This is a genomic window from Psychrobacter maritimus, assembly GCF_029953575.1.
Taxonomy (GTDB): Bacteria; Pseudomonadota; Gammaproteobacteria; order Pseudomonadales; family Moraxellaceae; genus Psychrobacter; species Psychrobacter maritimus.
Genome location: NZ_CP124526.1, coordinates 2,674,750 through 2,699,471, shown reverse-complemented (window position 1 = coordinate 2,699,471; position 24,722 = coordinate 2,674,750). Strand labels below are relative to the sequence as shown.

Here is a 24,722-nt window from a genome sequence, read left to right as displayed (position 1 = left end):
ATAGGTGATTTCAATATTGCGCCCGTGATATTAATAGCATGAAATATTAACCATCTGAGGTATCAATAGCCGCAAGCAGCATTTATGAGTTTATAACGACTCATTTTTGGCCGCTTCAACTTCTGCTTCGTCGGGCACGAATACATAACCTACGCCCCAAACGGTTTGGATATAACGCGCTTGTGAAGGATTATCCTCAATCAGACGGCGTAAACGTGACACTTGCACGTCGATAGAGCGCTCCATCGCGCCCCATTCACGACCACGGGCAAGGTTCATCAATTTATCACGCGTTAATGGCTCACGTGGATGCTGTACCAAAGCTTTTAATACTGAAAATTCACCGGTCGTCAAAGTGACAACATTGCCATCACGTTTAAGGGTACGGGTCGATAAATCAAGCGTCCATGGTCCAAACTCAACCACTTCTAGCTGATGGCTTGGCGCACCCGGTAGCTCACGATTTTGACGACGCAGCACCGCTTTAATACGGGCCAACAGCTCTTTTGGGTTAAATGGCTTTGGCAGATAGTCATCAGCACCGGCTTCAAGGCCAGCGATACGATCGGCATCGCCACCTTTGGCAGTAAGCATGATAATCGGGATATCGCCATTGTCTTCGCGCAAGCGCTTACAGATACTAATACCGTCTTCGCCTGGTAGCATCAAATCCAAAACCACCAATGAGAACAGCTCACGTTGCATCAATTTGTCCATCTGATTGCCATCATGCGCCGTACGGACGACAAAGCCATCGTCTTCTAGAAAGCGTTGTAATAAAGAGCGCAAGCGTGCATCGTCATCAACGACCAAAATGCGCTGGTTTAAGGTGTCAGGGCTGTTGTTATCTGTCATACAGTCATCCTCTTATAAAAATTATTATTAGTAGCAGTTTTTAGGAAAAAACGTTTATTAAATATCATTAAAAACGCGGGTAAAAATCTTATTATTATTTAATGATCATTCCGTTGATAAGTAAATCATGATTAGCAAACCATTAGTTGTCATAAAAAATATAGTCGTCGAAAAAACCTATAAAAATAAAGACTTTTGTTCAATATGGCAGGGCTTAGCCATATTTGTGCCCTTGATACTTTAGTGTATAAGATTGCAGGCGCAATTGCATCACTGATACGGATAAATGCTGTATGCGTTTGTTTAACAAGGCGTTAGAAAGAACGATATCAGACGATTTTTGCCATAAAACAGGCGATAAATAACGAAAAGATAAAAAGGATTTTTATTCATGCAGCTTTTGCTATAATGCAAAACTACATTTCTCAACGATTGATACGTCTATGAGTAGCACTGATACCTTAACGCCATCTCAAACCTCGACAAATGCACAGGTTTTGGATGCAACCACACACGCGAATATTCACGACAAGCTTGCTCGCGCGCTTGGCATTAAGACTGCTCAAGTCAATGCGTTTGTCAAACTTTACGATGAAGGCGCGACCGTTCCGTTTATTGCGCGTTACCGTAAAGAAAAGACGCAGAATCTTGACGATGCGCAGCTGCGAGCTTTAGAGAAGTCGCTCAATTATGAGCGCGATATGGCAACCCGTCGCCTCAAAATTACCGAGCTGCTGAGCACGCAGGGTAATTTGACTGACGAGCTGCAGACGCGCATTGATAATGCGACGTCGAAACTTGAGCTTGAAGACATCTACTTGCCATACCGTCCACGTCGCCGTTCACCGGCTGCTAAAGCCCGTGCCGCCGGTCTTGATGTGGCCGCACAAGCGGTCTTAACGCAAGAGATTGCGCCGACAACAGCACTGGCCGACTATCAAGCACAATCTAGCATTACCGATGATAGCGGTAATGAGATTGAAGTCGACTTCAGCGATATCGACAAGCAATTGGCAGGCGTACAAGCCATCATCGTTGATGAATGGACGCAGGCGTTGGATTTACTCGATAATCTGCGCAGTGGCTTTGCTAAAACCGCCAGTATTGTATCTGCTGTTGCTAGTGAAGAAAAACGTGAAGTTGGCGAAAAATTCAAAGATTACTTCGAGCATAGTGAAAGCTTGGCGCGTCTGCCAAATCATCGTTTATTAGCGATGCTGCGCGGTCGCCAAGAAAACGTCTTGGGTTTAAAAATCGAAGGCGAAGACGCTCCATTTATCGAAAAAATCGTCAAGCACTTTGAAATTGATGCCAAAGCGCCAGCAGAACGTCAAGAATTTTTAGTGGAGGCGGCGACCAGTTTATGGAAAGAAAAATGGCGTCCGCATATCGAGCATCGTTTATTGACAGAAAAACGTCTGACCGCTGAAGCCGATGCGATTGATGTATTTGCCAATAATTTACAGCATTTACTCATGTCAGCGCCTGCTGGCCGTAAAGTGATTTTAGGTGTTGATCCGGGTATCCGTCATGGCGTTAAAATGGCGATTGTCGATGCTCAAGGCCATGTCATGCTAGACAGCGAAGACAAGCCTGTCGTCGCAACCGTTTATCCATTCGCCCCTGATAATAAGATGGATGAAGCCAAAAAAGTCATCGATGAATTATTAAGCACTTATAGTGTAGATTTGGTGGCTATCGGTAATGGTACGGCGAGCCGCGAAACAGATGCGATGATTAAAGAGATTTTGGCCGCCAGCTCTGAGTTAAAAGCCAAAGCCGTTATCGTTAATGAATCAGGCGCATCAGTTTATTCTGCCAGTGAGCTTGCCAGTGACGAGCTTGCTAATTTAGATGTCTCTGTACGCGGTGCGGTTTCTATCGCCCGTCGCTTGCAAGATCCGCTATCAGAATTGGTTAAAGTTGACCCAAAAGCGATTGGCGTTGGTCAATATCAGCATGACGTCAACCAAACCCAGTTGGCGGATAGCCTAGATAAAGTCACCCAAGACAGCGTAAACGCCGTTGGTGTTGATGTAAATACGGCAAGTCCTGCTATCTTGGCGCATATTGCTGGTTTGAATAAAAACGTCGCCCAGCAAATCGTCACCTATCGTAAAGAGCACGGTGCCTTTGATAGCCGTGAAGCATTAAAGAACGTCCCACGCTTAGGGGTTAAAACCTTTGAGCAAGCCGCAGGTTTTTTACGCGTCCATGGTGGTAGTAATCCACTTGATGCGACAGGCGTGCATCCGGAAAGCTATGCGCTGGTTGACAGCTTACTTGAGCAAACCGGTAAAACGTTGCCAGAAGTCATCGGTAACGATGGTGTGCTAAACAGCATCGATACCACTGCGCTTGCTGCTAACGATGACAATATCAGTGTTAAAGCCATCATTGAAGAGCTTGCCAAGCCTGCACGCGACCCACGTCCTGAGTTTAAAACGGCCAACTTCCGTGAAGACGTTAATATTATTAAAGACTTGAGCGAAGGTATGCAGCTTGAAGGCGTGGTGACCAACGTCACAGCCTTTGGTTGCTTCGTTGATGTCGGTGTCCATCAAGATGGTCTGGTCCATATCTCACAGATGGCCAATGACTTCGTTGCTGATCCGATGAACCGCGTCAAACCAGGCGATATCGTCTCAGTTCGTGTGATTTCTATCGATGAAAAACGTGGCCGTATCGGCTTTAGTATGAAGCCTGAGTCTGAAAAACCAGTACGGCCAGCTGCGAAATCGACTGCAGAAGGTACAGGTAATGACGATAAGGCTAGCCGTCCACGCAGCAATCGTCCAGCTATTAACCGTCCAGCTGCTGATAAGCGTGCAACAAAACCGCGTGGCAATCGTCAAGATAAAGACAACGCCAATAACCGCAGTAAAGCGCCTAGAGCTGAGAAAGCAGAAGCACCTAGTAAAATGGGTACGCTTGGGGCATTATTACAAGAAGCTGGCGTGACCAAAGCTAAAAAATAGTGTCTGTTTAACAAAAACTGCGTAGAAATCCCCTACCTCTAAGGTAGTGTGATGAATACGTCTTGACAGCCTACCGCTTAGTTGATAAATTCTACTCAAGGACAGCATTTCAGACCTTTAGAGCAATCTAATAACATCAGCGTTAGTCTGTATCCGAATTGCTTGAAAACAGCAATAATTGTGAACCCTCGGTGCGAGGGGGATAGCTCGGTAAATTTGCCTAACCGCTATTGCAAAACACCGCAAATAAGTATGGGTATTACCCAAGAAACCCCTACATCTTTAGGTAGTGGGTAGTTCATAGTAATGACTGTTTATGGTTATAAGGGTTTTATTTAACGATAAACAACTAAAAAAGGCAGCCATCGATGGCTGCCTTTTTTATTGGGAATATAATGGAGGAATCCCTTTAGGAGTGGTTTGACTTGTTGGTAATAAAGAACTTTAAGGTTTTATCTACTCATACAAGCGTTTGACCTATAATTTATAAATCTTCCGTTAATTCTACGTCTTCTTCTGTCTCTAATGACTCTTCTTCTAATACAGCTTCTTCTTCTAGCATTTCATCTTGTGCTTGTGGCTGCAGCGCATCTTCTGGATTTTGCATAGCCGCTTTTTGCATAGACGCTTGCTCAGCTTGTAGCTCAGTGGTCATCGGCTGTTGGCTAGCGCTATTGTTAACACTGACCTTTGATCTTGAGATAGTTTGAGTTTCGCTAATTTGAATTGGATTAGCTTGATTGGCTACTGACTTACTATTGGTGTTTTCGCTTGCAGGCTCAAGTGTGGTTGCAGCAACCGCCGTTTGCTTCTCTGCTGCTGCTTTATCAGCAGGTGCTGCCATAGCCAAACTTGGGATAGTGAGTGCAGCGCCAATGAGTAGCGATAAAGATAAAGTACTTTTTTTCATGAATTAATTCCTTAATTTATAGTCTTATCATGTCAGTTTAAAGCATTTCAAACTTGACGCTTATTTTGTGTGCGGTATATAACAGAGGTATATAACAGCCAAATATGGAGATTTATTTAATATTTTGAATCTATATATTTAATATAACTAACATCTAATCTATAGGAAAAATAAAATCATGATAACCAGTAAGCGATTATCATGATCGATTTGGATAAAGAGTTTTATAAGCCAAATTAAAGCAGTTATAAAAATCTAGAGGGGAGAATACCAACTAAACAAGCGCTGATTCAGTAGTACATAAATTAAAAGTCTAACAGATGGATGTTTATAGGTGATATTGTGCAACTACTGTATGGTTATTGTCAGATAAAAAATAAGCCGAAAAGGTATAGACAATAAAAAAACCGCCTCTTATTACTAAGAGGCGGTCATTACTATATTAGCTAAAATATCATTACTTTGGTTTTAAGCATGAATGTTATTAAGCATGGACGACTTCAAAGCTAAGACCAGCGTGCGCTTCTAAACGCGTTAATAAGCTATCGCCCATGGCGGAGGCGGGCGTCCAAAAACCGCCACCAACCTCTTCTTTGCTAATATCTTGTGCTAAGCACAATGCTGCTTGGGCCAACATACGCGAGGTGCTGCCATAACCAGGATCTTTGTCACCGGTGACTTTGGTATTGATGCTATCTTTATCGGTGGTCTGGCCAAATAGACGAATATCAAAATAGCCATTTTCCTGCTCTTCTTTAGAAGGACCCGAGCCTGACTTAGGCAGTACGTGCTTAGATAAAAGCTCGCGGCTTGGCGTAATCATCATGGCAGTGGCAAAACCTAATAAGCCTGCACTCATTGCATAGCTTGATAGCTTGCCTTTAAGGCCATCTTTCATCCACATTGCTTCGTCATACTTAAAGTCGCGACCATATTCATAGCCTAGCAATTGGTTACTGCGATGCACGATGCGAGTATTGATGCTTGCCATCACAAAGGGTGCCAGCCAGCGTTTATGCTCGTCATCGTATTCTGGCTTGCTGACATTGGCTTGGCGCACGTTTGGCGCATCTTTATCATCATTGAGTAAATAAGGATTTGCTACTTGCTTACGGCGGGATTTATCTTGACCGACTTCTTCAAAGATAGTTGCCATCGAGGCAATCGTGCCGCCCGATAAACCGCCTTTTGCTGCTTTGACGCGCATATGGATAACATCACAGACGCTGCCAAATTTTTCTTTTGCTTGCTGCTGGGTAAAGTAAACGCCCAAGTCAGATGGAATAGAATCGAAACCACATGAGTTGACGATACGCGCGCCGCTTTGCTTTGCCGTATCCTGATACTTATCCATCATGTCTTTGATAAAGATGGCTTCACCGGTCAAATCGACATAATCAGTGCCATTTTCCGCGCAAGATTTAATCAAAGGCTCGCCATATTTTAGATAAGGACCAACGGTTGAGATAATAACTTGGGTCTGCTTGGTCATTTTATCGAGGCTCGCCGCATTGTCGCTGTTGGCAATAATAATATCGACTTTACTAGCAAGTTTAGATTGCAGCTCATTGAGTTTTTCTTCATCACGACCAGCTATCGCCCAAGTAACGTTTGCGCCATTTTTGTCTTTAGTATTTGATAAAAATTCTGTTAGATAGTGTGCTGTAATCTGTCCAACAAAGCTGGTTGCTCCGTAAAGAACCACTGCATAAGGGCGTTTGTCGCCAGAAGTCGATGGCTTATCATTTGCTGCATTGCTAGGGTTTGAAGTATCCGTATTCATATTTATCTTCCTTATTAGCTCGTTGTTGTTAGATGTTGTTTCTTAAACGCTTATTATTAGATGCTTGTTCTAAAAAATACGAAGTAGGTCATTAAGGTTTAAAATTACTGCCAATTTTCTCATAAAAATAGCTGAGTGTAAGCAAACGTTCACTATCTCTACACATAAGTCTTCAAAAGCCAAGTAAAAACTGCAAAATGGTAAGATTTGCTACAAAGTTTACATAACCTATCGACATTATTACCAAAATGAACGTTTTCTACAGCCAATCATTGCTAATCTATATTCGTAAGCCGTTCAGTATTAAAACAAAAAGTAAAATATTGGATGATTAAGACTATTAAGGTAAGACGATTTAACTGATAAAGGGATTGTTGGTGTTTACCAAAGCGGTCTTAGTATTTCGTTTTTAAACTATTATTTGAGGAGAATTATTATGTTTCGTTGGGCTATTATTTTTGCCGTAATCGCGTTAATTGCAAGTTTCCTAGGATTCGGCGGTGTTGCTGGCCTATCTGCAAACTTTGCCTACATTCTACTAGCCATTGCTGTGATTCTATTCATTGTCGCATTTGTTAGTCGCCGTATGTAATAGAGAACAGTGACTGCTTAGATTTTAAGTATTCATGCTCATAACAATAAAAAGTCCTCAATAGAGGACTTTTTTATGGTTAAAATTTAAGTACTTTCAAAAGTTAGATATTTTCAAATGCTGTATGCGCTCTGGACTATATTGTTAAATGTTAAAAGGTTTTAGGCTGGATGATATGCTCCATTCGTTTTGCCAAACGAACATCATGGCTAGTAATGCCGCCGGTATCACCAGTAGTCAGGCGAACTTCGACCACATTATAGGTATTACTCCATTCAGGATGATGCTCTAATGCTTCAGCATGAAAAGCTGCTTGATTCATAAAGCTCATGGCTTCAACAAAATCGCCAAAGTGGTAGGTTTTTACGATAGCATTACCATCGCGCTGCCAGCCTGGCAGTTCTTCCAACTGCAAATCAACTTGTTGATTAGATAAACTACTCATGGTGATATCCTTTATTATTATAGTGGAGGGTTTGAGGACAAGTTTGCTGTCTAGGAACTGTTTTATCCTAATTACTTTATGCTGATCAATTTATGATAGCCGTCTTATGTTAACAACGGATAACTGATATAAGTAGCAAACAATATCAGCCGTCAATAATATAAGCAGTATAGGGCAAAAAACCCACCTATTTCTAATCTCTTATTATATATTTGTAGGCAAAAATATAATAAAGAACATCAGATAAATAGGAGGGTAGTAATAGGTTATTAATGCTTATAATATTGTACGTTTGTAGTGATAAATAACAATCGCTTTTAACGCTCAATTTTACTGCATCGCTTTAGTCATAAAGCCTTAGTGATGGACTTAACTTACTGACTCATATTAGGTTAAAGCAAGTCCTGATATTCAGGGTGCTTATCAATATATGAAGCAACAAACGAGCATTGTGGCACGACTTTTTTATTATTATCACGTGCATAATTTAAGGCGTGTTTGACCAAGGCTGAACCGACACCGCGACCGCCCAATTCTTGCGGAACGATGGTATGGTCGTAGACCAATTTATCGTCACGCTCCTGATAGCTGATATATCCAGTATGACCATCGATTGAGGTCTCAAAACGCTTTGCTTGCTCGTCATGGGTGATATCTACTGGTTTGCTATTATCATTACTCATAAAAAATCTCCGTTATTAATATTTATAATTGTTCGTAACTATTGCTTTTACGCTTATTAAACTTGTACTTGATAATTTGTATGACTACAGCTATTTTTTATCAAGTCAGCTCTTATCATTAGTAGCTTACTCTATTTATTGTGGGCTTTTTTAAGCAAAGTTTCTAGTCATCAACCGTAAGGCTAGATAGGGTAAATGTTAATAGATTTACTTTACCTTAAGTATTGCTGCAAGGGTTTGTAATGAATGATTTTTTAATCAAGGTTTTGGCGTAGAAAGTTAATAAAAAGGGCTGCTATCAGCAAAAAGACCGCAAAAAAAGTTAAAAGGCGCAAAACGACAGGTAAAACAGCCTGTTAGCTTGCAGGGGTTGCGCCACAATGCGATAATGACAGACAATTTATAACCCTGATTTTTGAGGCGCAGTCCATTTGGCATTATTGCTGAATAGGGTTTGCCAGCCTCGTCTATGCAGTCTATCGGAGTGTTAATGGCTCAATATATTTACACGATGAACAACGTGTCAAAACTTGTTCCACCTAAGCGTGAAATCTTAAAGAACATCAACCTATCGTTTTTCCCTGGCGCCAAAATCGGTGTCCTAGGTATCAACGGTTCAGGTAAATCAACCTTGCTACGCATTATGGCGGGCGTGGATACGGAATTTAGTGGTGAAGCCCGCGCGCAAACTGGCACCAAAATTGGTTATTTGCCACAGGAACCACAGCTTGACGACAGCAAGGACGTCCGTGGTAACGTTGAAGATGGTATGCGTGAAGCGTTAGATGCGCTTGCTCGTTTAGATGCCATTTATGCTGAATACGCGGAACCCGATGCAGACTTTGATAAGCTTGCTGAAGAACAGGGCAAGATGGAAGACATCATCCAAGCATGGGATGCGCATAACTTAAATACCCAGCTAGAAAAAGCGGCCGATGCCTTGCGTCTGCCACCATGGGATGCTGATGTCAGCAAACTATCAGGTGGTGAAAAACGCCGTGTGGCACTATGTCGCCTGCTATTATCACGCCCAGATATGCTGTTACTAGACGAACCAACTAACCATTTGGACGCTGAGTCCGTGGCATGGTTAGAGCAGTTCTTGCAGAACTATAGCGGTACCATCGTTGCCATTACCCATGACCGTTATTTCTTGGATAACGTTGCTCAGTGGATTTTGGAGCTTGACCGTGGCCATGGCTATCCGTACGAAGGCAACTATACTGAGTGGCTTGAGCAAAAGAACACGCGTTTAGAGCAGCAAAATAAGCAAGAAGAATCGTTTGCTAAAGCACTGAAAAAAGAGCTTGATTGGATTCGTAAAAACCAAAAAGGCCAACAAGCCAAGTCTAAATCTCGTGTACAACGTTTTGAAGAATTGAACTCACAAGAGTTCCAAAAACGTAACGAGACCTCTGAGATTTATATTCCACCGGGTCCTCGTTTGGGTAATAAAGTCATCGAAGTCAACGATATTTCTAAATCGTTTGGTGATCGTTTGCTTTATGAAAACCTCAGCTTTAACGTCCCAGCGGGCGCTATCGTCGGTATTATCGGTCCAAATGGTGCGGGTAAAACCACGCTATTTAACATGATTACCGAACGTGATACGCCAGATACTGGTTCAGTTGAATTGGGTGAAAGTGTCAAAGTCGCTTATGTTGGGCAGGTACGTGACAACTTAGATGATAGTAAAACCGTTTGGGAAGAAGTGTCTGACGGCCTAGATATCATCACGGTTGGCGACTATACGACGCCAAGTCGCGCTTATATCGGGCGCTTTAACTTTAAAGGCTCAGACCAGCAAAAGCACGTTGGTCAATTATCAGGTGGTGAGCGTAACCGCTTGCAGCTTGCTAAGACGCTAAAGCAGGGCGCCAACGTCTTGCTCCTTGATGAACCATCAAACGATTTGGATATCGAAACCTTACGTGCGCTAGAGGATGCGATTCAAGTATTCCCAGGTACAGTGATGGTCGTGTCGCATGATCGCTGGTTCCTTGACCGTATTGCTACTCATATCTTGGCATTTGAAGATGAAGGCCCAGTTTGGTTCGATGGTAACTATTCTGAGTTTGAAACCTATCGTAAAAAGACCATGGGTGATGACGCCAGTCCTAAGCGCATGAAGTATAAGAAAATTTCTACCTAAAATATCTAACTAAGACAGCTGTTAGATAGCTATCTAACAGCTGATAAAAAATTGGCTGTTTAGGAATTTAAAACTGATATAAAAAAGACCTCTAATTAATTAGAGGTCTTTTTTATACTAAATGATTGAGTGTTGCGAGATATAACTTAACGCTTGCGACCAAATTTACGCTGCTTCTTATTACTAATCTCAGTAATGGCGTGGGCAATCTCTTCTTCATTGAGGCTGGCAACTTGCTGCAAAATTTGCATCATATCAGGACTTAATACATATTTTGCATGATGAGCAATAAGGTCGATACGCTGATCAAAGGTTAAGATGCCCGTTTCTTCGTCTTTCTGCAAGTAGTCAAGACGAGTCAAGGCACTGATAAAGCTGGTAAATAAAGCACGGTCAAAGAAGTCAGGAATATCATCGGCATACAGTACCGACAAACGCTGTCCAAGCAGATGACAAAGGTCAACGACTTCGTTTTCGGTCAGATTGCCTGAACCTTGCTGGGCAAGCAGAGCAAGGGTCATAAAGTAGCGCTCAAGGCTTTGTTCGACAGGGGTCGCCAGCACTTGTAGCTGCTGATAGCATTTACTATTGGTCTCAGGGACGCTCAGCATGCCATCGCTCAATTCTACAATCAGGCCATTCGCCAGCAGGCTATCGACTTTTTTATTGAGCGTTTCTGTCAGACCGTGGGCTGGATAGTATAGGAACAGCTCACTTTGAAGGAATGGGTATAATTGTTCGGCAATGCTATTTAGACGACTGCGTTCGATGCGACCATTACGTGCTACTAAAGCCGATAGGAATGATAATAAAATAAAGACATGCAGGATATTGTTACGGAAATAACTAAGCAAGGCAGCTTGCTTACCGGCAATCTGAATGATATCACCCAAGATATGTGGTCTACGCTCGATAAGCTTCAGCTTAATCCCATAATCGATGATTTGCTGCGGCGACATATCGGTGATGACGGTATCAGCTGAGTAAGGTAGTTGCTGAGCCAGACCTTGATATAGGGCAATTTGCTCGCGGCAAATATCTTCGTCAAGCGCCGATTTCGGTGCGGATAATAGTACCAACGACAATAGTGATACAGGGGTGATAACCGCTGCTTTATTGATATGCTGCATGACTTTGACGCCGATATTATCGACCATGGCGCTGGCTTTATCATCGAGCGGGGTATCGGTGCGATCGGCAGGCAAGCTATTGGCTGGGACGTCAAACTTTTGCATAAAGTCGCTAAGATGCAGCGGTGTGCCAAAGCTTAAATGTACATTGCCAAAGATACGCTCAATCTTACGCCCAACTTTCAGTAAGCCTATTAATGATTCAGACTCTTTTGGTTTGCCTTTTAGCTCACCGACATAGGTGCCGCCTTCCATGATGCGCTCGTATCCAATATAAGTCGGTATAAATACCACCGGCTTCTCAGAGTGACGTAATTGGCTATGGACCGTCATCGCCAGCATACCCATTTTTGGCGGTAATAGGCGTCCTGAACGCGAGCGTCCGCCCTCGATAAAGTACTCAATCGGCGTGTTACGAGTAATAAGCGTGTGCATATATTCACGGAGTACCGCGGTATAAAGTGCATTGCCACGGAAGCTACGACGGATATAAAAAGCAACTGCGCCGCGCAATAACGGCCCTAATACTGGCACATCTAAATTGTCACCAGCGGCAACATAAGGAATGCTCAGGCCGCGCTTATAGATGACATAAGACAGCAGCAGGTAGTCGACATGGCTGCGGTGACAAGGTACATAAACCAGCTCGTAATCTGCTGCCAGCTCGCGTACACGCTCAAAGTGATGCACTTCGACGCCATCATAAAGTTGCGTCCATAGCCAAGTAAGGAATTTATAAAAACCGCGCACAATAGAGTGCGAATAGTCGTTGACCATCTCATTGGCATAGCCTTTTGCCAAGGCACGGGCTTCACGGACGCTGATACCAGAGGCCTCAGCTTCGGCTTCTATGGCGTTCTTGATGGCTGGCGAATACACCAACTTGTCGACCAAGTTACGTCTGTCTGACAAATCAGGGCCAAGCATACTGGCACGCTGTTTGTCTAAATAGATATTAAGCTGTTGTTGCAACGAGCGCACCAGTTCACGGTTGCCATCCGCTGCGGCAACCATGGCATAGCTTGGCGCTTCATCGACTTCATTTGTGATATTATTGCTATTCTTTGCAGCACTGTCATTTAGAATATTAGCTGTTAATTCGCTATCTTCTAAAGCACTTTCTTTTAATAAAGTGTCTTTTAATAAACGGTCTTTTAATAAACGGTCTTCTAATAAAGTATCTTGTGCAAGACTGTCTTTTAAATCGCTGGCTACTGAATCAAAGACAGAAAATCCTTCGCCATCGCTTTTAAGACTATCATTAATAAGGGTACGCAAATCTTGCGGTGGATGGAATTGAACAAAGGTATCGCGTCCCATCACGCCGATATTAAATAGCTGCTTGGTGATACTGGGGTCTTGCCAGTTATCGGCAGTCAAAAGCTTAAATAACGAGTCTTCTTTTTCTGGCGCGCGCCCCCACAGGATAGAGACTGGCACCAAACGCACCTTTAATTCTGGATATTGTAAAACGGCAGAGACCAAGCGCGATAGGCGAGGTGACAGTTGGCTGTCTTTAGCATGCGGATGATGTAAAAATATAATCGCCGCGTTTTCTTTAATGTCGTGAGCAATATCCTGTACCCCGACCAATGCGGGTGGCAGATTATGCTCTTGTGTTTGCAGGTCAATCAAAATACTGTTGGAGCGCGAATAGTCTTGCAGCACATAAAATCTGAGAATGTTGTCGTCGTCATCAAACTCAGGTAATTCGCCCAATAGCTTTGGCTTGACGGCAACATCAAGCATCTGCCCCGAGAGCTTACGATATAGCTGATTAATCGGGGCATTAGAATAAGGCTTTGGCACGACTGGGCGGATATCGCTGTCTAAGTCTTTAGTAGTTGCCGCATCGCCAGTCGTTACGGGCGCTTTAAAAATCCGTTTTTTTAAGAACTTCGGTATCATAATGAGTATCAAAATTAGTCAAATGTGTTGCGCTTATGATGCCATAAAAGCCATCAAAGCGATATATGGTGTCTGTATATACTGTTAATATTAACAATATCACCAGAGAATTTATCAGCCAAGATAGCTATTAAGAGGCACAATTACTTGAAGTCATAGGTAGAAATATCACCCATTTCGCGCAATACTATATCTGCTAAACTAGAGGTAAGATTAAGCCATAATTAAAATTAAATCGTACATTGTTGTTTAAATCTTTTTAAAATTTACTCTCTACCCTTTCTTTATCGAAGCTAAAATATTATGACGCCTGCTATCAAACTTGCCAAACAACGTAACCTTGATTATAAATTACACGAATATACTCACGACAGTAATGCTGCATCTTTTGGTTTGGAAGCCGCTGAAAAACTGGCCATTGCTGCCGAGCGTGTGTTTAAAACCTTGGTGGTCACAACCGATACTGGCGTGCTGGCAGTGGCTATTTTACCCGTGGATAAAACCTTAAATTTCAAAAAAATGGCCAAGGCGCTATCTGCTAATAAAATGCTGCCCTGCAAAAAAGTGCAAATGGCCGACCCCAAGCAAGTCGAACGAACTACTGGTTATGTGCTCGGCGGCGTCAGCCCTTTAGGGCAAAAAAAGCGCCTATCAACGGTCATCGATGCTTCTGCGCAAGAGCAAAGCACTATCTATGTCAGTGGCGGCCGCCGAGGTTTGGAGATTGAATTGCCGCCTGAGCAATTGGCAAACACCCTTGCGGCGCGCTTTGCAGATATTGCCGATGATTAGTGTTTAACAAGTTTTGCTACTTTTTTAAGGATTTTAACTATGCCGCATTTAATTATTCAAGTAACGCCAAATGTCACGATTGCTCATGAAGCGTCATTTCTTAAAGCATTAAATCAAGCATTATGGGACAGTGGGCATTTTGCTAAGCCAGCTGATATCAAAACGCGTATCGTACCGATTGAGACGTTTTTGGTTGGTATTGCAGACGATGAGCGAGTTAATGGTTTTGTTTATGCGCATCTAAAAATAATGAGCGGCCGTGACGAGGTCATACGCCATCAGCTCGCTGAGTTATTAACGGCTGCTATAGAAGAAGCGTTAGATGACGAGCAATCAGGGCGCGTAGGCATACAAATCTGTGTTGAGGTGGAAGAAATCAGCGCGATTTATCATAAGAAAATGCTTGATGACTAATGGCTGCTTATGACTGTTTACGAGTATTTATTACGCGCTTTTCCGTCGCTAGTATATCTTTAGTATTTTGATAAACTTATAAAGACTTGCATAAGGATTCACTGGCATATTTAGGTAATATCATTACCTCAACCTTATAACCTGCCGTTTTACCTTGAGTGGCCATTAGATTACGGGCGATACGTAAGCGATATTTTCCGGTTGCGGGTAAGCAGCCTTGATAAATGATACCGCCTTTGGTGCCATCTTGCGTACCGTTTGGCATATGCAATACCCCGACATTGGCCGTCTCAGGCGTGCCCGCAAGTGGCGCAATATTAATAATGGCATATTGCCCACTGCTGGCATCAAAGCGATACCAGCGTTCGTTTTCATTGGGCTTTAATTTACCAGTCACCGTACTACTGATAGCACCTTTCGCAAAATGAATAGGGCGGTCGCTACTTTTAGCCAGCGCACTATTTGCACTAACGCCTATCAATGTGGCACTAAGCAACAGCGTTTTTATCACTCGTGCGCTTAATAAAATAGTATTGTTGTTAATGGCAAACATCATCGTCTCCTAATTAAGTTTATTCGCTGTAGTCTATTCGATGTAAAACCGAAGCAAAATGCTGGTGGGATAAGTTTTGTGTAGCCTCTGTCACGCTTGCGAACAGCAAGCAAGAAAAAATTATCCCGACAGCACGAAGATATTAATGTATTGACTGTATTTTTAGCTTTAATATTTCCAGTTTTAGTATTTTCTAACTTTTAGTTAAGCATAAAAAAGCGCCTAAATAATAGGCGCTTTTCTTATTAATTATTAACCAATTAATCAGTCAATTAATGCGTTTGCAATCTTAGTCATAATTTTAATCTAAGAAAGCAAAGTTCTCAATCTTCATCGCTGTCATGCTATCGCTTGGTGCAACCATGGCTTCAGCGTGACCTGAAGTACGTGGCAACAGTTTATCGAAATAGAATTCAGCGGTTTGGATTTTGGCTTTATAGAATTCTGGAGACTCAGTGCCGCCATTTTTAAGCTTGTCATAAGCGACAGCCGCCATACGCGCCCAGTGATAACCCATCATTACATAGCCTGAGTACATCAAGAAATCGTCTGAAGCCGCTGAGATGATTTCACGGTCTTTACGTGCCATCAGCATCAAGCGTACCGTCAAAGTATTCCATTCAGCACATAGTTTGGTCAGTGCCCAAACGAATTTACGCATGTCTTTATCAAGCGCGTACTCGCCACACCATTTCATGATGCTTGAGGTGTAATCACGGATGATTTTACCTTTAGACTGCAAGATAACCTTACGACCTAATAAATCAAGCGCTTGAACGCCAGTGGTGCCTTCGTACATAGTGGCGATACGAGCATCACGAGCGATAAGCTCCATGCCCCATTCTTTGATATAGCCGTGACCACCGTAGATTTGCTGACCGTGTTTTGCCGCTTCAATACCAAGCTCAGTTAAGAAGCCTTTTATGATAGGCGTATAGAAGCCTAGTTTATCATCCCATTTTTCAAACTCAGCATCATCACCGTTGGCAACGCCTTGCGACATTTTATCGGCATAGCGTGCTGAGTGATAAATCATCGAGCGACCACCTTCAGCAAAGGCTTTTTGGGTCAATAGCATACGACGAACGTCAGCATGATGAATGATCGCATCAGCAACTTTTTCAGGGTCTTTGGTACCTGATAAGGTACGCATAGAGCGACGGTCTTTCGCGTATGGTAGGGCGTTTTGGAAAGACAGCTCAGTGTGCGCCAACCCTTGGATACCAGTACCGATACGGGCGGTATTCATAAAGGTGAACATGGCTTTTAGGCCTTTGTTTGGCTCACCGATTAAGTAACCAACCGCGTCATCAAAGTTTAAAACACAGGTTGATGATGAGTTGATACCCATTTTGTGTTCAATAGAACCACAAGCTACACCGTTACGCTCGCCTGATTCGCCTTCAGCAGTTGGCAAGAATTTTGGTACGATAAATAATGAGATACCGCGCGTGCCTTCTGGCGCATTTGGTAGACGGGCTAAAACGATATGGACGATGTTATCGGTTAAGTCATGCTCACCGCTTGAGATGAAAATCTTAGTACCGCTAATTTTATAAGTACCGTCATCTTGCGGGATGGCTTTTGATTTAACTTGTCCCAAATCGGTACCACACTGTGGCTCAGTCAAACACATGGTACCGGCCCAAGTGCCTTCGACCAATTTAGGTAAGTAAGTCGCTTTTTGCTCGTCCGTACCATACTGTAGTAAAGTATTGATACAACCCGTTGATAGACCAGGATACATCGCCCAAGGCCAGTTCGCCGTACCCATCATTTCAGACTTAATGAGGTTGATTGACATAGGTAGGTTCATACCACCGAATTTCTCAGGGTATGAGATACCTTGCCAGCCGCCTTCAACGAACTGATCGTACGCTTCTTTAAAGCCTTTAGGGGTAGTAACAACACCATTTTCAAAATGACAACCTTCTGCATCAGCTGGCTGGTACAAAGGGGCTAAGACATTTTCAGCAAAGTCAGCAAAGCCCTGCAAAATCATATCGACCGTTTCAGGGTCAGCGTTTTCGCCATTGTCCAAATCTTTATAATGCGTTTGGAAGTCAAAAACATCATTTATCAAAAACTTGATATCACGCAAAGGTGCTTTGTAAGTTAACATAGTCGCTCTCTTTGGTTATTCGTTATCATAGACGGTCAGCTCAATATGTGAGCCACGGCTTATGTAAACGGTTGTTCAATTATTTGGGGTAAAGGTTGACAAGATTATAGATTGTCATGCAGTTTTATTAAGAACAGCTTATCCATTTAGAGAACCGTTAAGGCGTCCTTGATAAAAATCAGCTGTTGTGGCATTGATGTCAGTATAAATCTTCTATAGCGACAAATATACAACCAATAACTAATATTCATTATTAAATAATAAAAACAAAACATTTGGTTATAAATGTAGAATATTGTTTTGAATGAGCCTTTTTATTTTGAACTGTCTATAACTCGTATAATGGGGTTTAAAGATAGATGATAGTAGCAAAAATATTTAAGAATATGATGAATGATGAATAAAGGAAAGCCAATTATGAGCGCATCAAAGCGCAAGGTAACGCCAGCATTTTGGCTAACAGCATTATTTGCTCGCCTAAAAAGTCTCATCGACGGTGAGCTTAATCACTTGCTGACGGTCAATTGTAGTAAGCGACCTTGGCATATGCCAATTATCGCGGCGATTGCTATTAGCTTCCCGGTATTTGTGGGTGCTTACTTTGACGCCTTACCATCTGGTATCAAAGCGTCTTTGGGAGCGATGGTTATTTTAAATACCCCGCTAGTTGGTAAGCTGCCGTATCGCTTGGTGACGGTGATGGCGTGGGGCTTTGCCATGTCGCTGTGTTTTGCCCTCGGCTTGATAGCACAGCAGATTCCAATATTAAAATTGCCGATATTTACCTTGATGGCTTTTGGTATTGTTATTTTTGGGCGTTATTATCGCCAGCCGCCGCCCGCAGGCTTGTTCGTGATGATGGCGGGGGCGATTGCGCTATTTATACCGCTGCCTTTAGAAGACATCATGCCCGCCACGGGACTGGTGATGCTTGGTAGTGGTTTTGCTTTAGTGATGTCGCTGTTATATTCGCTGTTTTTATTGGCGACGCGCCCATCAACGCCGACACCTACTTATAGCTATGAGCCCGATACCATCACGGAAAGTGTGATTGTCGCCGGTTTTGTCAGTTTAGCACTAGTTATCGCGTTGACTTTAAATTTATCAAATCCGTATTGGGCGGCGGTCAGCTGCTTTTTGATTATCCAAGGTATCCATTTGCGTACCATGTGGATTAAGCAGATACATCGTTTGCTTGGCACCTTATTAGGCGTGGGGCTGGCGGGTTGGATGCTCTCATGGGGTTTGCCGATATGGGGCGTGGCGCTGGCGATATTGGGCTTGATGCTCTGTATCGAAACCTTGGTCGACCGTCATTATGGTTTAGCGGTGATATTTATCACGCCGCTAACGATATTTATCGCTGAATACGGCAGCGGTTTACCCTTTACTGAACAAGCCTATCAAGAAGTCATTTTGGCGCGTTTGTTTGATACTATTATTGGTTGCTTGGTCGGTTTAAGTGGCGGAGTAGTGATACATTCAACCAATTTACGGGTGCCAATGCGTCGGATGGAAAATTGGTTACTGGCGCGTTTTGGATAAAGGAATGCTTTTTTAAATGACAACATAGACAATTAAAAAGCCGTATGCGCCAGATGCATACGGCTTTTTTAATCGTCACTTTAATGCTTTTGTTAATTTCCATGCTATTGAGACTGTCAATTAATGAGCTTGTAAAATTTCAGTGACTTTTACCACATCAATCGCCTGTCCCGTCCAACGCTCAAAACTTAACGCCGCTTGTCCGATAAGCATGCCATAACCGTCTGATATTTGTGCGCCGCGCTCGGCAAAATGCTGCAAAAACGGCAACGCGCGTCCATACATCATATCGTAAGCATAATGGCCGCTGAGCTTATCGCTAAGCGGCAGCGTATCGCCAGATAAACCAATCGAGGTGGCATTGATGATGATATCAAACGTGCCGCTTAACCCATCGGTGCTACAGGTTTTAATCTGCTGCTGAGCAATGGTCTCACTTGCTGCGCTAAGCTCATTGACCAAGTTTGTCGCCTTGCTCAATGTGCGATTGGCAAGGGTGAGGTTGCTGATACCGGCTTCAATCAATGGCAGTATAACCCCGCGCGCCGCACCGCCTGCGCCGATAAGTGCTACGCGCGCGCCCTTTAGTGGCCAGCCCAAGCTTTTGATGTGGTTAACCAAACCTTGGCCATCAGTATTATCGCCATATATGGCCTCGGCTATCGGCGTGCCAGTTTTTAACAGTGCTTTATTCAGCAGCAAGGTATTGACTGCGCCAGCGACCTTGGCGTGCTCAGACAAGCCGCCACGCGCTACGCAGCAATCATAAGCAACTTGTTTAAATGGTACAGTCACATTGGCACCGACACCGCCACCTTGAAAAAAAGCCTCAATTACGGCCGTAAAACTGGCCGCATCATCAGGACAATACTGACGTTGATAGCTAATCTCGATACCTGCCTGCGCTGCAAATTGCGTATGGATTTCAGGGGATTTACTGTGGGCAATCGGATTGCCGATAACGATAAAATGCTGGGTCATAAAAGGTCCGCTGGCTATAAGAGGCAAAACAGTGAAGAGGCGAAATAGTGACAAAATTAACAGGCGATAAGTTATAAAAAATAGATAACCCATTTATCATAAGGGATAACGCTATCTTTCACAAACGTGTGCTGCACCAATAAATCGTGAGATAAAGGGTGTTTTTACCTCGTGAGGTCTTTAACAAATCTGTACTCTGTGGGAGTGCTATCCGTAACGTAAAGGGTGGTCAAGTGTTAAGCAGTTGGGTAAACTAGGGAGCATGAAGATTTTAGGCTGCCCTAGTTCTTATGAACAAGTCATGATAAAAAAGCCATTGTAAACAAATCAATGAATTGTAGAAGTGTAAAAGCAAGATAAGAAAATATAAGAATATGATAAAAACCCAGTTGCTAAAAAAGCGCATATCAACAGGTTAATAATAAAACGTATCACGATACAATCTTAACAAACATTGTTCATTATCAGCGGCATCGCTGTCCGCTCGTTAATACCATTTTCAGACCTTTATAAAAATGTGAGTAAATTGCCCATGTGGAATAATAGCCTACAGACCCTTATGGTCAGTACGATAATGGCAGTTGGCGTGTCTTTGAGCGCCTGTGATAGCAACAAAGAGAGCGTCATAACTGAAGACGCCAGCGCCGAGAAGAGCGAGCAGACCGTCGCTGAGACGACTAAAGAAGAGAACACCACCGCGCACGCTGACTTAGATGGCGCAACCGCCCAACAAGGTACGCCAGTAAAATACGATGTCGCCTCATGGGGCACGGGTAAAGTAAAAACCCTCAACGTCGATGAGCTGAGCGAGATAAAATCAGCATTTGGCAAAGTGGTTAGCACTGATGAAAATAGCTTAGATTATGCCAGTAATCCGGCGTCCAAATATCGCTTTATGAAGGCCGATGCGCCGTATCTAGACCTAATTGATTCTGAGAAATATCTCGAGCTTGGCTGGTATTTTGCCAATCCGACAGACTCCGATAATGAAAAAAAGCTTAGTAAAAACCATGCCAAAAAGTCTTATCAGCTGGCGCGCCAATTGATGGGTGATGAAGGCGGTAAGCTGGTCGCTGATATGCTCAACGGTCAAATCGTTAAAAATAAAGTCATTGGCGGTCAAAAAGTAGAGTTGGCAAAATGCGAGTTTTATAGCTGTATGCTAGTGATTAATAAATCCGCTGCTCAAACCGCTGATAAATAAGCGGGACTAGCCTTGATGTCGCCCAATAAATGGATATGCTTACAGCCGCCAAATGCTACGGCAAATGCTGCAAAGCTCGCTATGTCATTAGACAATCGCGGGCTGGCATATGGCGATGGTTTTTTTACCACTATGGGCGTCATTGATGGACAGATATTGTGGTTGGACTACCATCAGCAGCGCCTTATCTCTCATGCGACCGCATTACAACTGCAGCTGGACAGCGACGCATTATTAACAATATTAAAAATGCATGCCAAGCAATTACAGCAAGGTATGCTAAAACTGATCGTGACGCGTGCTGCCCAAGAGGTTCGTGGTTATGGTTATATAACAAATACTTCAGGCAGTGCTTGTGAGGTTTGGCTGAAATCCTCGCCAATGAGTATTGCCACTGCGCAATCGCTGTCTCTGCCTGATGGGAAACTACTTCCATTACAACCTATCGCCACTGCCATTTGCTTGTCTTCTCAAATTGCTTGTCTACCGCCACCGCTAGCTGGATTAAAAAGCTTAAATCGTCTGGATAATGTGCTGGCAAGTGGTGAGCTGCACGCTATCAAAGCCAAAGCATTGGAAGACAATATTAAATCAAGCATCGGTGAAGGTCTGCTACGCAATATGAGCGGACACTGGATTGAGGGAACGATGAGCAATGTGTTCTATCAGCTCTCCGATTCACGCTTGCTAGAATCACCATCATCAAAGATAGACGCTACCGTTAATGCTAATAAAGACAATGCTAATAAAAGCAACACTGATAAAGATAAAGCAAACTATTTAACCCAAGGTCAATGGTATACGCCATCAATGGCGCAATCGGGCGTCGCTGGGGTGATGCGGCAAGTCATTATTGATGGGCTATCGACTAGCAATAACCCCGTTATCATCAGGTCGTTACAAGATGAAGATTTGCCCCATTTAAGCCAGCTATTCTTTTGCAATGCATTGCGCGGTATTATGCCAATGACCAGTCTGAGGTTATTATCGGATGAAATGGTGGGTTTTGAAGCGATTTAATCGTATTTAAAAATATTAAATTTGGTATCAATTAAGTCATCAGGATATAAAACAATATCTTCATTGCGATACAGTTCTTGCGCTTTTAATAGTGCTTCTTGCTCGTTCTCTGCGCTAATTTCCACGAGGTTACTTAGCATCTCGACAATCTCTATCTGAAAGACTTTTTCCACTTTCTTATCGCTTTTTATCATCATTACTCTCAATACATGCTTATCGAAATTTCTTAAGCATTTATATCCCTTAGCAAAGGCGCTTAAAAAGAAGTGATCGTCTTTTGTGACAAAGACTTGTGCGCTCAGGTAAATCGATCAATGATATTTTCTCAATCATAAAAGTTCAATAGCGCCTTTTAAAAGGAGGAATATCGATGCATCCAGTTTATGAAGAAAGCAGAATTCCAATACAAATTCGTCGCTTGATGGTTTTTGATGAAATTTGCAAATTAGAAAAAGAACAACCTGATGAAATTATTCATTTATCGCCTTATACCCAATTATCGCTCGGCGTTATGTATTTAAAAGACTTTAAGAGATTTATTGCCTTTGGCGGTGTGTTTGAGTATGCAGAAACACAAGAAGAAGTTATCGAGCAACGTATTAAAGTCTTTCCTAACGATGAACCAGTAAGGCGTGCGCTAACGGTCAATTTGAAGCAGTTTACTAAGCCTGCTCGCACATCATTGCAGCTAGTATGGCATTGGAATAACTATGTTAAAAATAGAATGCACGCTTATATAGATTATCGAGAAGAGCACTTTTTTAAAATAAATGATGAAATTGATTGGGAGTATCCACCGCATAAGTTTCATGACCGTTTAGTTGCAACGACACGTTTACCATTATGGGACGATAGGGATGAGTTGATAGCTGATGTCTATCGCGATAAGAAAGGGCAACCGAGAGCTGAGCGCTATAACGAAAAGCGTTTAATATAATTTGCGATACTGACCACGACCGGTAAATTCAATAATGCCTTTATCGCGTAATACTTGTAATTGCTGACGGATTTTATCTTTAATATGGTTGTTTTCAGGATGTTTGAGTTTTAATAAGTCAGCAAACGCATAAACCTGATTGAGAGAGAAATTAGCATCCAGTTTATCGATACACTGCCAAACATCCAACGTCCAACCACGTGTCTGGTGTGATTGCTGACGCAGAAACAAAGTTTTTTGAAATTGCTCGGTGACATCATCGCGTGGTATGACTTGCTGGTCTTTGACCAAAAATACTTTTCCTGATTCAGGCACTTTACGCAAATCAATATTACAGCCAACCCAGCCGGCGCGTTTGGCAGTGAGGGATAAAGGCTTGCGTTTTATAATCATATCCGGCTTAAAGAACTGTTTGGGAATGATTAAAAAGTTATTCACGCTCAATGCTTGAGAATACGTTAAAAAGAAAAAGTTTGGATTGTTGTCGCTGTTGATACGTTCAATCATGGTGTCATAAGCGCCATCATTAATAATCTGACTTAATTTTGCCTTTTTACTTTTTAGCTCATATTCCTCACTGCAATGTCCGCAATAAAAGTCAGCAACAGGCTTGCCGTTCGTAAATTCAGCCAATGGTTCGGCATTACAATTAGGGCAATAACTTTGCTTAGCGACCCAATCTTCTCTGAGCACTCTAATGATTTGGCTTGGTGACTGATAGTTTTTGGCAAGACTTTGATTGAAATTTAGATTCATAATAAGTTTTCGTGACCAATGGGCAAGCGGGGAAATAATAGACCTCTTGCAAAAGTCATAGGTTAAGCTCGAAATTAACAATACTGGCGAATAGCTTCATTCTAAGATCGTAGCGCTGACGACGGTTACGATATTTATGAGCCACGATTTTGAACCGTTTGATTAAGCCTATTTTGTGTTCAACCATAATGCGAAACTTAGCGAGATACTGATTGGCTTGTTTGCAGAGCTCTAATAACTGACCACCACGAGGTTTCTTAAATGGCGTGAAGGTTTGCTTATGTAGCTTTGCTATACCTTGATAACCACTATCGGCTAATAGTTTAGTGTCACAAGGAAGCCAGTCAGGACAAGTATCTTTATACAGCTTAAAATCGTGAATAGAGCCTTTGGACGTTTGAACATCTAATATTAAGCCTGTTTTCCAGTGGACGATCACTTGCGCTTTTAAGGTGTGTTGTTTCTTCTTGCCGCTATAGTAGTCTCTTTGGTTTTTTTTGGACGCTCAATTGGGGTTTCAGTCGCATCGACAATGACGACTGACCAATTAATATCATCATCAACTCTACTAGGCAGCTTTTTGGGCAATTCAAACTTACCTGAATTGATAAGAACATATTCTACTTTACGAATAATACGGCTAGCAGAAGACTCATGAATACCAAAGTCCATACTGATGTGGTACAGCGTCCGGTATTCACGCCAATAAGTAAGGGCCAGTAATATTTGCGCCTCCAGACTAAGCACGCTTGGTCTCCCTGATTTGGTCTTTTGGGTTTCATGCTGCTGCATGGCCTCAAGCATTTCATAAAAGGTCGCTTTATGAATACCTGTATAGCGCTTGAAGCCTGCGTTATTTTGTTCGAGTAGCTTATCTATGTTTGGCATGGTTCTTAGCCAGTTGCGAATGTATTAGTTATTGTAAAATCCTCTGCTACTTTTGCAAGAGGTCTAATAATAAA

The 24,722-nt window shown here is 42.7% G+C and carries 22 protein-coding genes; 9 read left to right on the top strand and 13 right to left on the bottom strand.

The annotated features are described in order from the left end of the window. Positions 1–90 precede the first annotated feature (90 nt). Positions 91–855 (bottom strand): osmolarity response regulator transcription factor OmpR, encoded by a 765-nt coding sequence (gene ompR / locus QJS82_RS11505; RefSeq protein WP_201565950.1) that lies wholly within the window; start codon positions 853–855, stop codon positions 91–93. A gap of 443 nt (positions 856–1,298) precedes the next feature. Here ompR and QJS82_RS11500 point away from each other — a divergent pair, with 443 nt between their 5' ends. After that, positions 1,299–3,833: a Tex family protein gene (locus QJS82_RS11500; RefSeq protein WP_281490577.1), complete on the top strand. Its 2,535-nt coding sequence runs from the start codon at positions 1,299–1,301 to the stop codon at positions 3,831–3,833. A gap of 484 nt (positions 3,834–4,317) precedes the next feature. Here the strand turns inward: QJS82_RS11500 and QJS82_RS11495 are convergent, their stop codons facing one another. Both QJS82_RS11495 and QJS82_RS11490 read right to left on the bottom strand, forming a co-directional pair. Further along, positions 4,318–4,743, bottom strand: coding sequence for a hypothetical protein (locus QJS82_RS11495; RefSeq protein ID WP_281490576.1), 426 nt, complete (start codon positions 4,741–4,743; stop codon positions 4,318–4,320). Between the two features lie 484 nt (positions 4,744–5,227). Then, positions 5,228–6,532 (bottom strand): saccharopine dehydrogenase family protein, encoded by a 1,305-nt coding sequence (locus QJS82_RS11490; RefSeq protein WP_438656721.1) that lies wholly within the window; start codon positions 6,530–6,532, stop codon positions 5,228–5,230. A 430-nt stretch (positions 6,533–6,962) separates the two neighbouring features. On the opposite strand from QJS82_RS11490, the gene QJS82_RS11485 reads away from it, so the two are divergent. Beyond that, positions 6,963–7,118, top strand: coding sequence for a DUF1328 domain-containing protein (locus tag QJS82_RS11485; RefSeq protein WP_068407724.1), 156 nt, complete (start codon positions 6,963–6,965; stop codon positions 7,116–7,118). Positions 7,119–7,269: 151 nt separating this feature from the next. On the opposite strand, the gene QJS82_RS11480 is transcribed toward QJS82_RS11485, so the two are convergent. Together QJS82_RS11480 and QJS82_RS11475 are read right to left on the bottom strand one after the other, a co-directional pair. Further along, positions 7,270–7,563 (bottom strand): 4a-hydroxytetrahydrobiopterin dehydratase, encoded by a 294-nt coding sequence (locus tag QJS82_RS11480; protein WP_183619515.1) that lies wholly within the window; start codon positions 7,561–7,563, stop codon positions 7,270–7,272. Positions 7,564–7,955: 392 nt separating this feature from the next. After that, positions 7,956–8,246, bottom strand: a complete 291-nt coding sequence (locus tag QJS82_RS11475) for a GNAT family N-acetyltransferase (protein ID WP_201565939.1) — start codon at positions 8,244–8,246, stop codon at positions 7,956–7,958. A gap of 490 nt (positions 8,247–8,736) precedes the next feature. On the opposite strand from QJS82_RS11475, the gene ettA reads away from it, so the two are divergent. After that, complete coding sequence (ettA, locus tag QJS82_RS11470; RefSeq protein WP_201565938.1) at positions 8,737–10,398, top strand: energy-dependent translational throttle protein EttA; 1,662 nt, start codon at positions 8,737–8,739, stop codon at positions 10,396–10,398. Between the two features lie 146 nt (positions 10,399–10,544). Here the strand turns inward: ettA and plsB are convergent, their stop codons facing one another. Further along, entirely contained in the window at positions 10,545–13,436 is a 2,892-nt protein-coding gene (gene plsB / locus QJS82_RS11465; RefSeq protein WP_281490574.1) for a glycerol-3-phosphate 1-O-acyltransferase PlsB, read from the bottom strand. A 303-nt stretch (positions 13,437–13,739) separates the two neighbouring features. On the opposite strand from plsB, the gene ybaK reads away from it, so the two are divergent. Together ybaK and QJS82_RS11455 are read left to right on the top strand one after the other, a co-directional pair. Further along, the gene (gene ybaK / locus QJS82_RS11460) at positions 13,740–14,228 is read left to right on the top strand and encodes a Cys-tRNA(Pro) deacylase (RefSeq protein WP_281490573.1); all 489 of its coding nucleotides are present in this window, start codon (positions 13,740–13,742) and stop codon (positions 14,226–14,228) included. 39 nt (positions 14,229–14,267) lie between these two features. Next, on the top strand, positions 14,268–14,642 hold the full coding sequence (locus QJS82_RS11455; RefSeq protein ID WP_281490572.1) for a 5-carboxymethyl-2-hydroxymuconate Delta-isomerase: 375 nt from the start codon (positions 14,268–14,270) through the stop codon (positions 14,640–14,642). A gap of 76 nt (positions 14,643–14,718) precedes the next feature. Here the strand turns inward: QJS82_RS11455 and QJS82_RS11450 are convergent, their stop codons facing one another. Beyond that, entirely contained in the window at positions 14,719–15,198 is a 480-nt protein-coding gene (locus QJS82_RS11450; protein WP_281490571.1) for a hypothetical protein, read from the bottom strand. Positions 15,199–15,496: 298 nt separating this feature from the next. Next, positions 15,497–17,317, bottom strand: coding sequence for an acyl-CoA dehydrogenase C-terminal domain-containing protein (locus QJS82_RS11445; RefSeq protein ID WP_281490570.1), 1,821 nt, complete (start codon positions 17,315–17,317; stop codon positions 15,497–15,499). A 417-nt stretch (positions 17,318–17,734) separates the two neighbouring features. Here QJS82_RS11445 and QJS82_RS11440 point away from each other — a divergent pair, with 417 nt between their 5' ends. Beyond that, the gene (locus QJS82_RS11440) at positions 17,735–18,862 is read left to right on the top strand and encodes an FUSC family protein (RefSeq protein ID WP_281490569.1); all 1,128 of its coding nucleotides are present in this window, start codon (positions 17,735–17,737) and stop codon (positions 18,860–18,862) included. Positions 18,863–18,982: 120 nt separating this feature from the next. Here the strand turns inward: QJS82_RS11440 and aroE are convergent, their stop codons facing one another. Further along, positions 18,983–19,843 (bottom strand): shikimate dehydrogenase, encoded by an 861-nt coding sequence (aroE, locus tag QJS82_RS11435; protein ID WP_281490568.1) that lies wholly within the window; start codon positions 19,841–19,843, stop codon positions 18,983–18,985. 532 nt (positions 19,844–20,375) lie between these two features. Here aroE and QJS82_RS11430 point away from each other — a divergent pair. Next, positions 20,376–21,047, top strand: a complete 672-nt coding sequence (locus QJS82_RS11430) for a hypothetical protein (protein ID WP_281490567.1) — start codon at positions 20,376–20,378, stop codon at positions 21,045–21,047. A gap of 15 nt (positions 21,048–21,062) precedes the next feature. Next, a complete protein-coding gene (locus tag QJS82_RS11425; protein WP_281490566.1) occupies positions 21,063–22,067 on the top strand; it encodes an aminotransferase class IV in 1,005 nt (334 codons plus the stop codon). Here the strand turns inward: QJS82_RS11425 and QJS82_RS11420 are convergent. Continuing rightward, positions 22,064–22,264, bottom strand: coding sequence for a DpnD/PcfM family protein (locus QJS82_RS11420; protein WP_281490565.1), 201 nt, complete (start codon positions 22,262–22,264; stop codon positions 22,064–22,066). The two genes, QJS82_RS11425 and QJS82_RS11420, sit on opposite strands and share 4 nt — an antisense overlap. A gap of 173 nt (positions 22,265–22,437) precedes the next feature. Here QJS82_RS11420 and QJS82_RS11415 point away from each other — a divergent pair, with 173 nt between their 5' ends. Next, positions 22,438–23,004: a hypothetical protein gene (locus QJS82_RS11415; protein ID WP_281490564.1), complete on the top strand. Its 567-nt coding sequence runs from the start codon at positions 22,438–22,440 to the stop codon at positions 23,002–23,004. Here QJS82_RS11415 and QJS82_RS11410 read toward each other — a convergent pair. The 3 genes from QJS82_RS11410 to QJS82_RS11400 are packed head-to-tail and all read right to left on the bottom strand — an operon-like array spanning position 22,996 to position 24,648. After that, positions 22,996–23,760, bottom strand: coding sequence for a DpnI domain-containing protein (locus QJS82_RS11410; protein ID WP_281490563.1), 765 nt, complete (start codon positions 23,758–23,760; stop codon positions 22,996–22,998). The genes QJS82_RS11415 and QJS82_RS11410 overlap by 9 nt on opposite strands. A gap of 55 nt (positions 23,761–23,815) precedes the next feature. Further along, complete coding sequence (locus QJS82_RS11405) at positions 23,816–24,199, bottom strand: transposase family protein (protein WP_281490562.1); 384 nt, start codon at positions 24,197–24,199, stop codon at positions 23,816–23,818. A gap of 8 nt (positions 24,200–24,207) precedes the next feature. Further along, positions 24,208–24,648 (bottom strand): transposase family protein, encoded by a 441-nt coding sequence (locus QJS82_RS11400; RefSeq protein WP_201629483.1) that lies wholly within the window; start codon positions 24,646–24,648, stop codon positions 24,208–24,210. Between the last annotated feature and the right edge of the window lie 74 nt (positions 24,649–24,722).

Excerpts from the sequence above, each read along its gene's own strand:
- QJS82_RS11400 (WP_201629483.1), bottom strand. The coding sequence starts at position 24,648 with ATGCCAAACATAGATAAGCTACTCGAACAAAATAACGCAGGCTTCAAG.
- QJS82_RS11415 (WP_281490564.1), top strand. The coding sequence starts at position 22,438 with ATGCATCCAGTTTATGAAGAAAGCAGAATTCCAATACAAATTCGTCGC.
- QJS82_RS11455 (WP_281490572.1), top strand. The coding sequence starts at position 14,268 with ATGCCGCATTTAATTATTCAAGTAACGCCAAATGTCACGATTGCTCAT.
- QJS82_RS11420 (WP_281490565.1), bottom strand. The coding sequence starts at position 22,264 with ATGATGATAAAAAGCGATAAGAAAGTGGAAAAAGTCTTTCAGATAGAG.
- ettA (WP_201565938.1), top strand. The coding sequence starts at position 8,737 with ATGGCTCAATATATTTACACGATGAACAACGTGTCAAAACTTGTTCCA.
- ompR (WP_201565950.1), bottom strand. The coding sequence starts at position 855 with ATGACAGATAACAACAGCCCTGACACCTTAAACCAGCGCATTTTGGTC.
- QJS82_RS11475 (WP_201565939.1), bottom strand. The coding sequence starts at position 8,246 with ATGAGTAATGATAATAGCAAACCAGTAGATATCACCCATGACGAGCAA.
- aroE (WP_281490568.1), bottom strand. The coding sequence starts at position 19,843 with ATGACCCAGCATTTTATCGTTATCGGCAATCCGATTGCCCACAGTAAA.
- QJS82_RS11445 (WP_281490570.1), bottom strand. The coding sequence starts at position 17,317 with ATGTTAACTTACAAAGCACCTTTGCGTGATATCAAGTTTTTGATAAAT.
- plsB (WP_281490574.1), bottom strand. The coding sequence starts at position 13,436 with ATGATACCGAAGTTCTTAAAAAAACGGATTTTTAAAGCGCCCGTAACG.
- QJS82_RS11430 (WP_281490567.1), top strand. The coding sequence starts at position 20,376 with ATGTGGAATAATAGCCTACAGACCCTTATGGTCAGTACGATAATGGCA.
- QJS82_RS11480 (WP_183619515.1), bottom strand. The coding sequence starts at position 7,563 with ATGAGTAGTTTATCTAATCAACAAGTTGATTTGCAGTTGGAAGAACTG.
- QJS82_RS11410 (WP_281490563.1), bottom strand. The coding sequence starts at position 23,760 with ATGAATCTAAATTTCAATCAAAGTCTTGCCAAAAACTATCAGTCACCA.
- QJS82_RS11440 (WP_281490569.1), top strand. The coding sequence starts at position 17,735 with ATGAGCGCATCAAAGCGCAAGGTAACGCCAGCATTTTGGCTAACAGCA.
- ybaK (WP_281490573.1), top strand. The coding sequence starts at position 13,740 with ATGACGCCTGCTATCAAACTTGCCAAACAACGTAACCTTGATTATAAA.
- QJS82_RS11500 (WP_281490577.1), top strand. The coding sequence starts at position 1,299 with ATGAGTAGCACTGATACCTTAACGCCATCTCAAACCTCGACAAATGCA.
- QJS82_RS11450 (WP_281490571.1), bottom strand. The coding sequence starts at position 15,198 with ATGATGTTTGCCATTAACAACAATACTATTTTATTAAGCGCACGAGTG.
- QJS82_RS11425 (WP_281490566.1), top strand. The coding sequence starts at position 21,063 with ATGTCGCCCAATAAATGGATATGCTTACAGCCGCCAAATGCTACGGCA.
- QJS82_RS11485 (WP_068407724.1), top strand. The coding sequence starts at position 6,963 with ATGTTTCGTTGGGCTATTATTTTTGCCGTAATCGCGTTAATTGCAAGT.
- QJS82_RS11495 (WP_281490576.1), bottom strand. The coding sequence starts at position 4,743 with ATGAAAAAAAGTACTTTATCTTTATCGCTACTCATTGGCGCTGCACTC.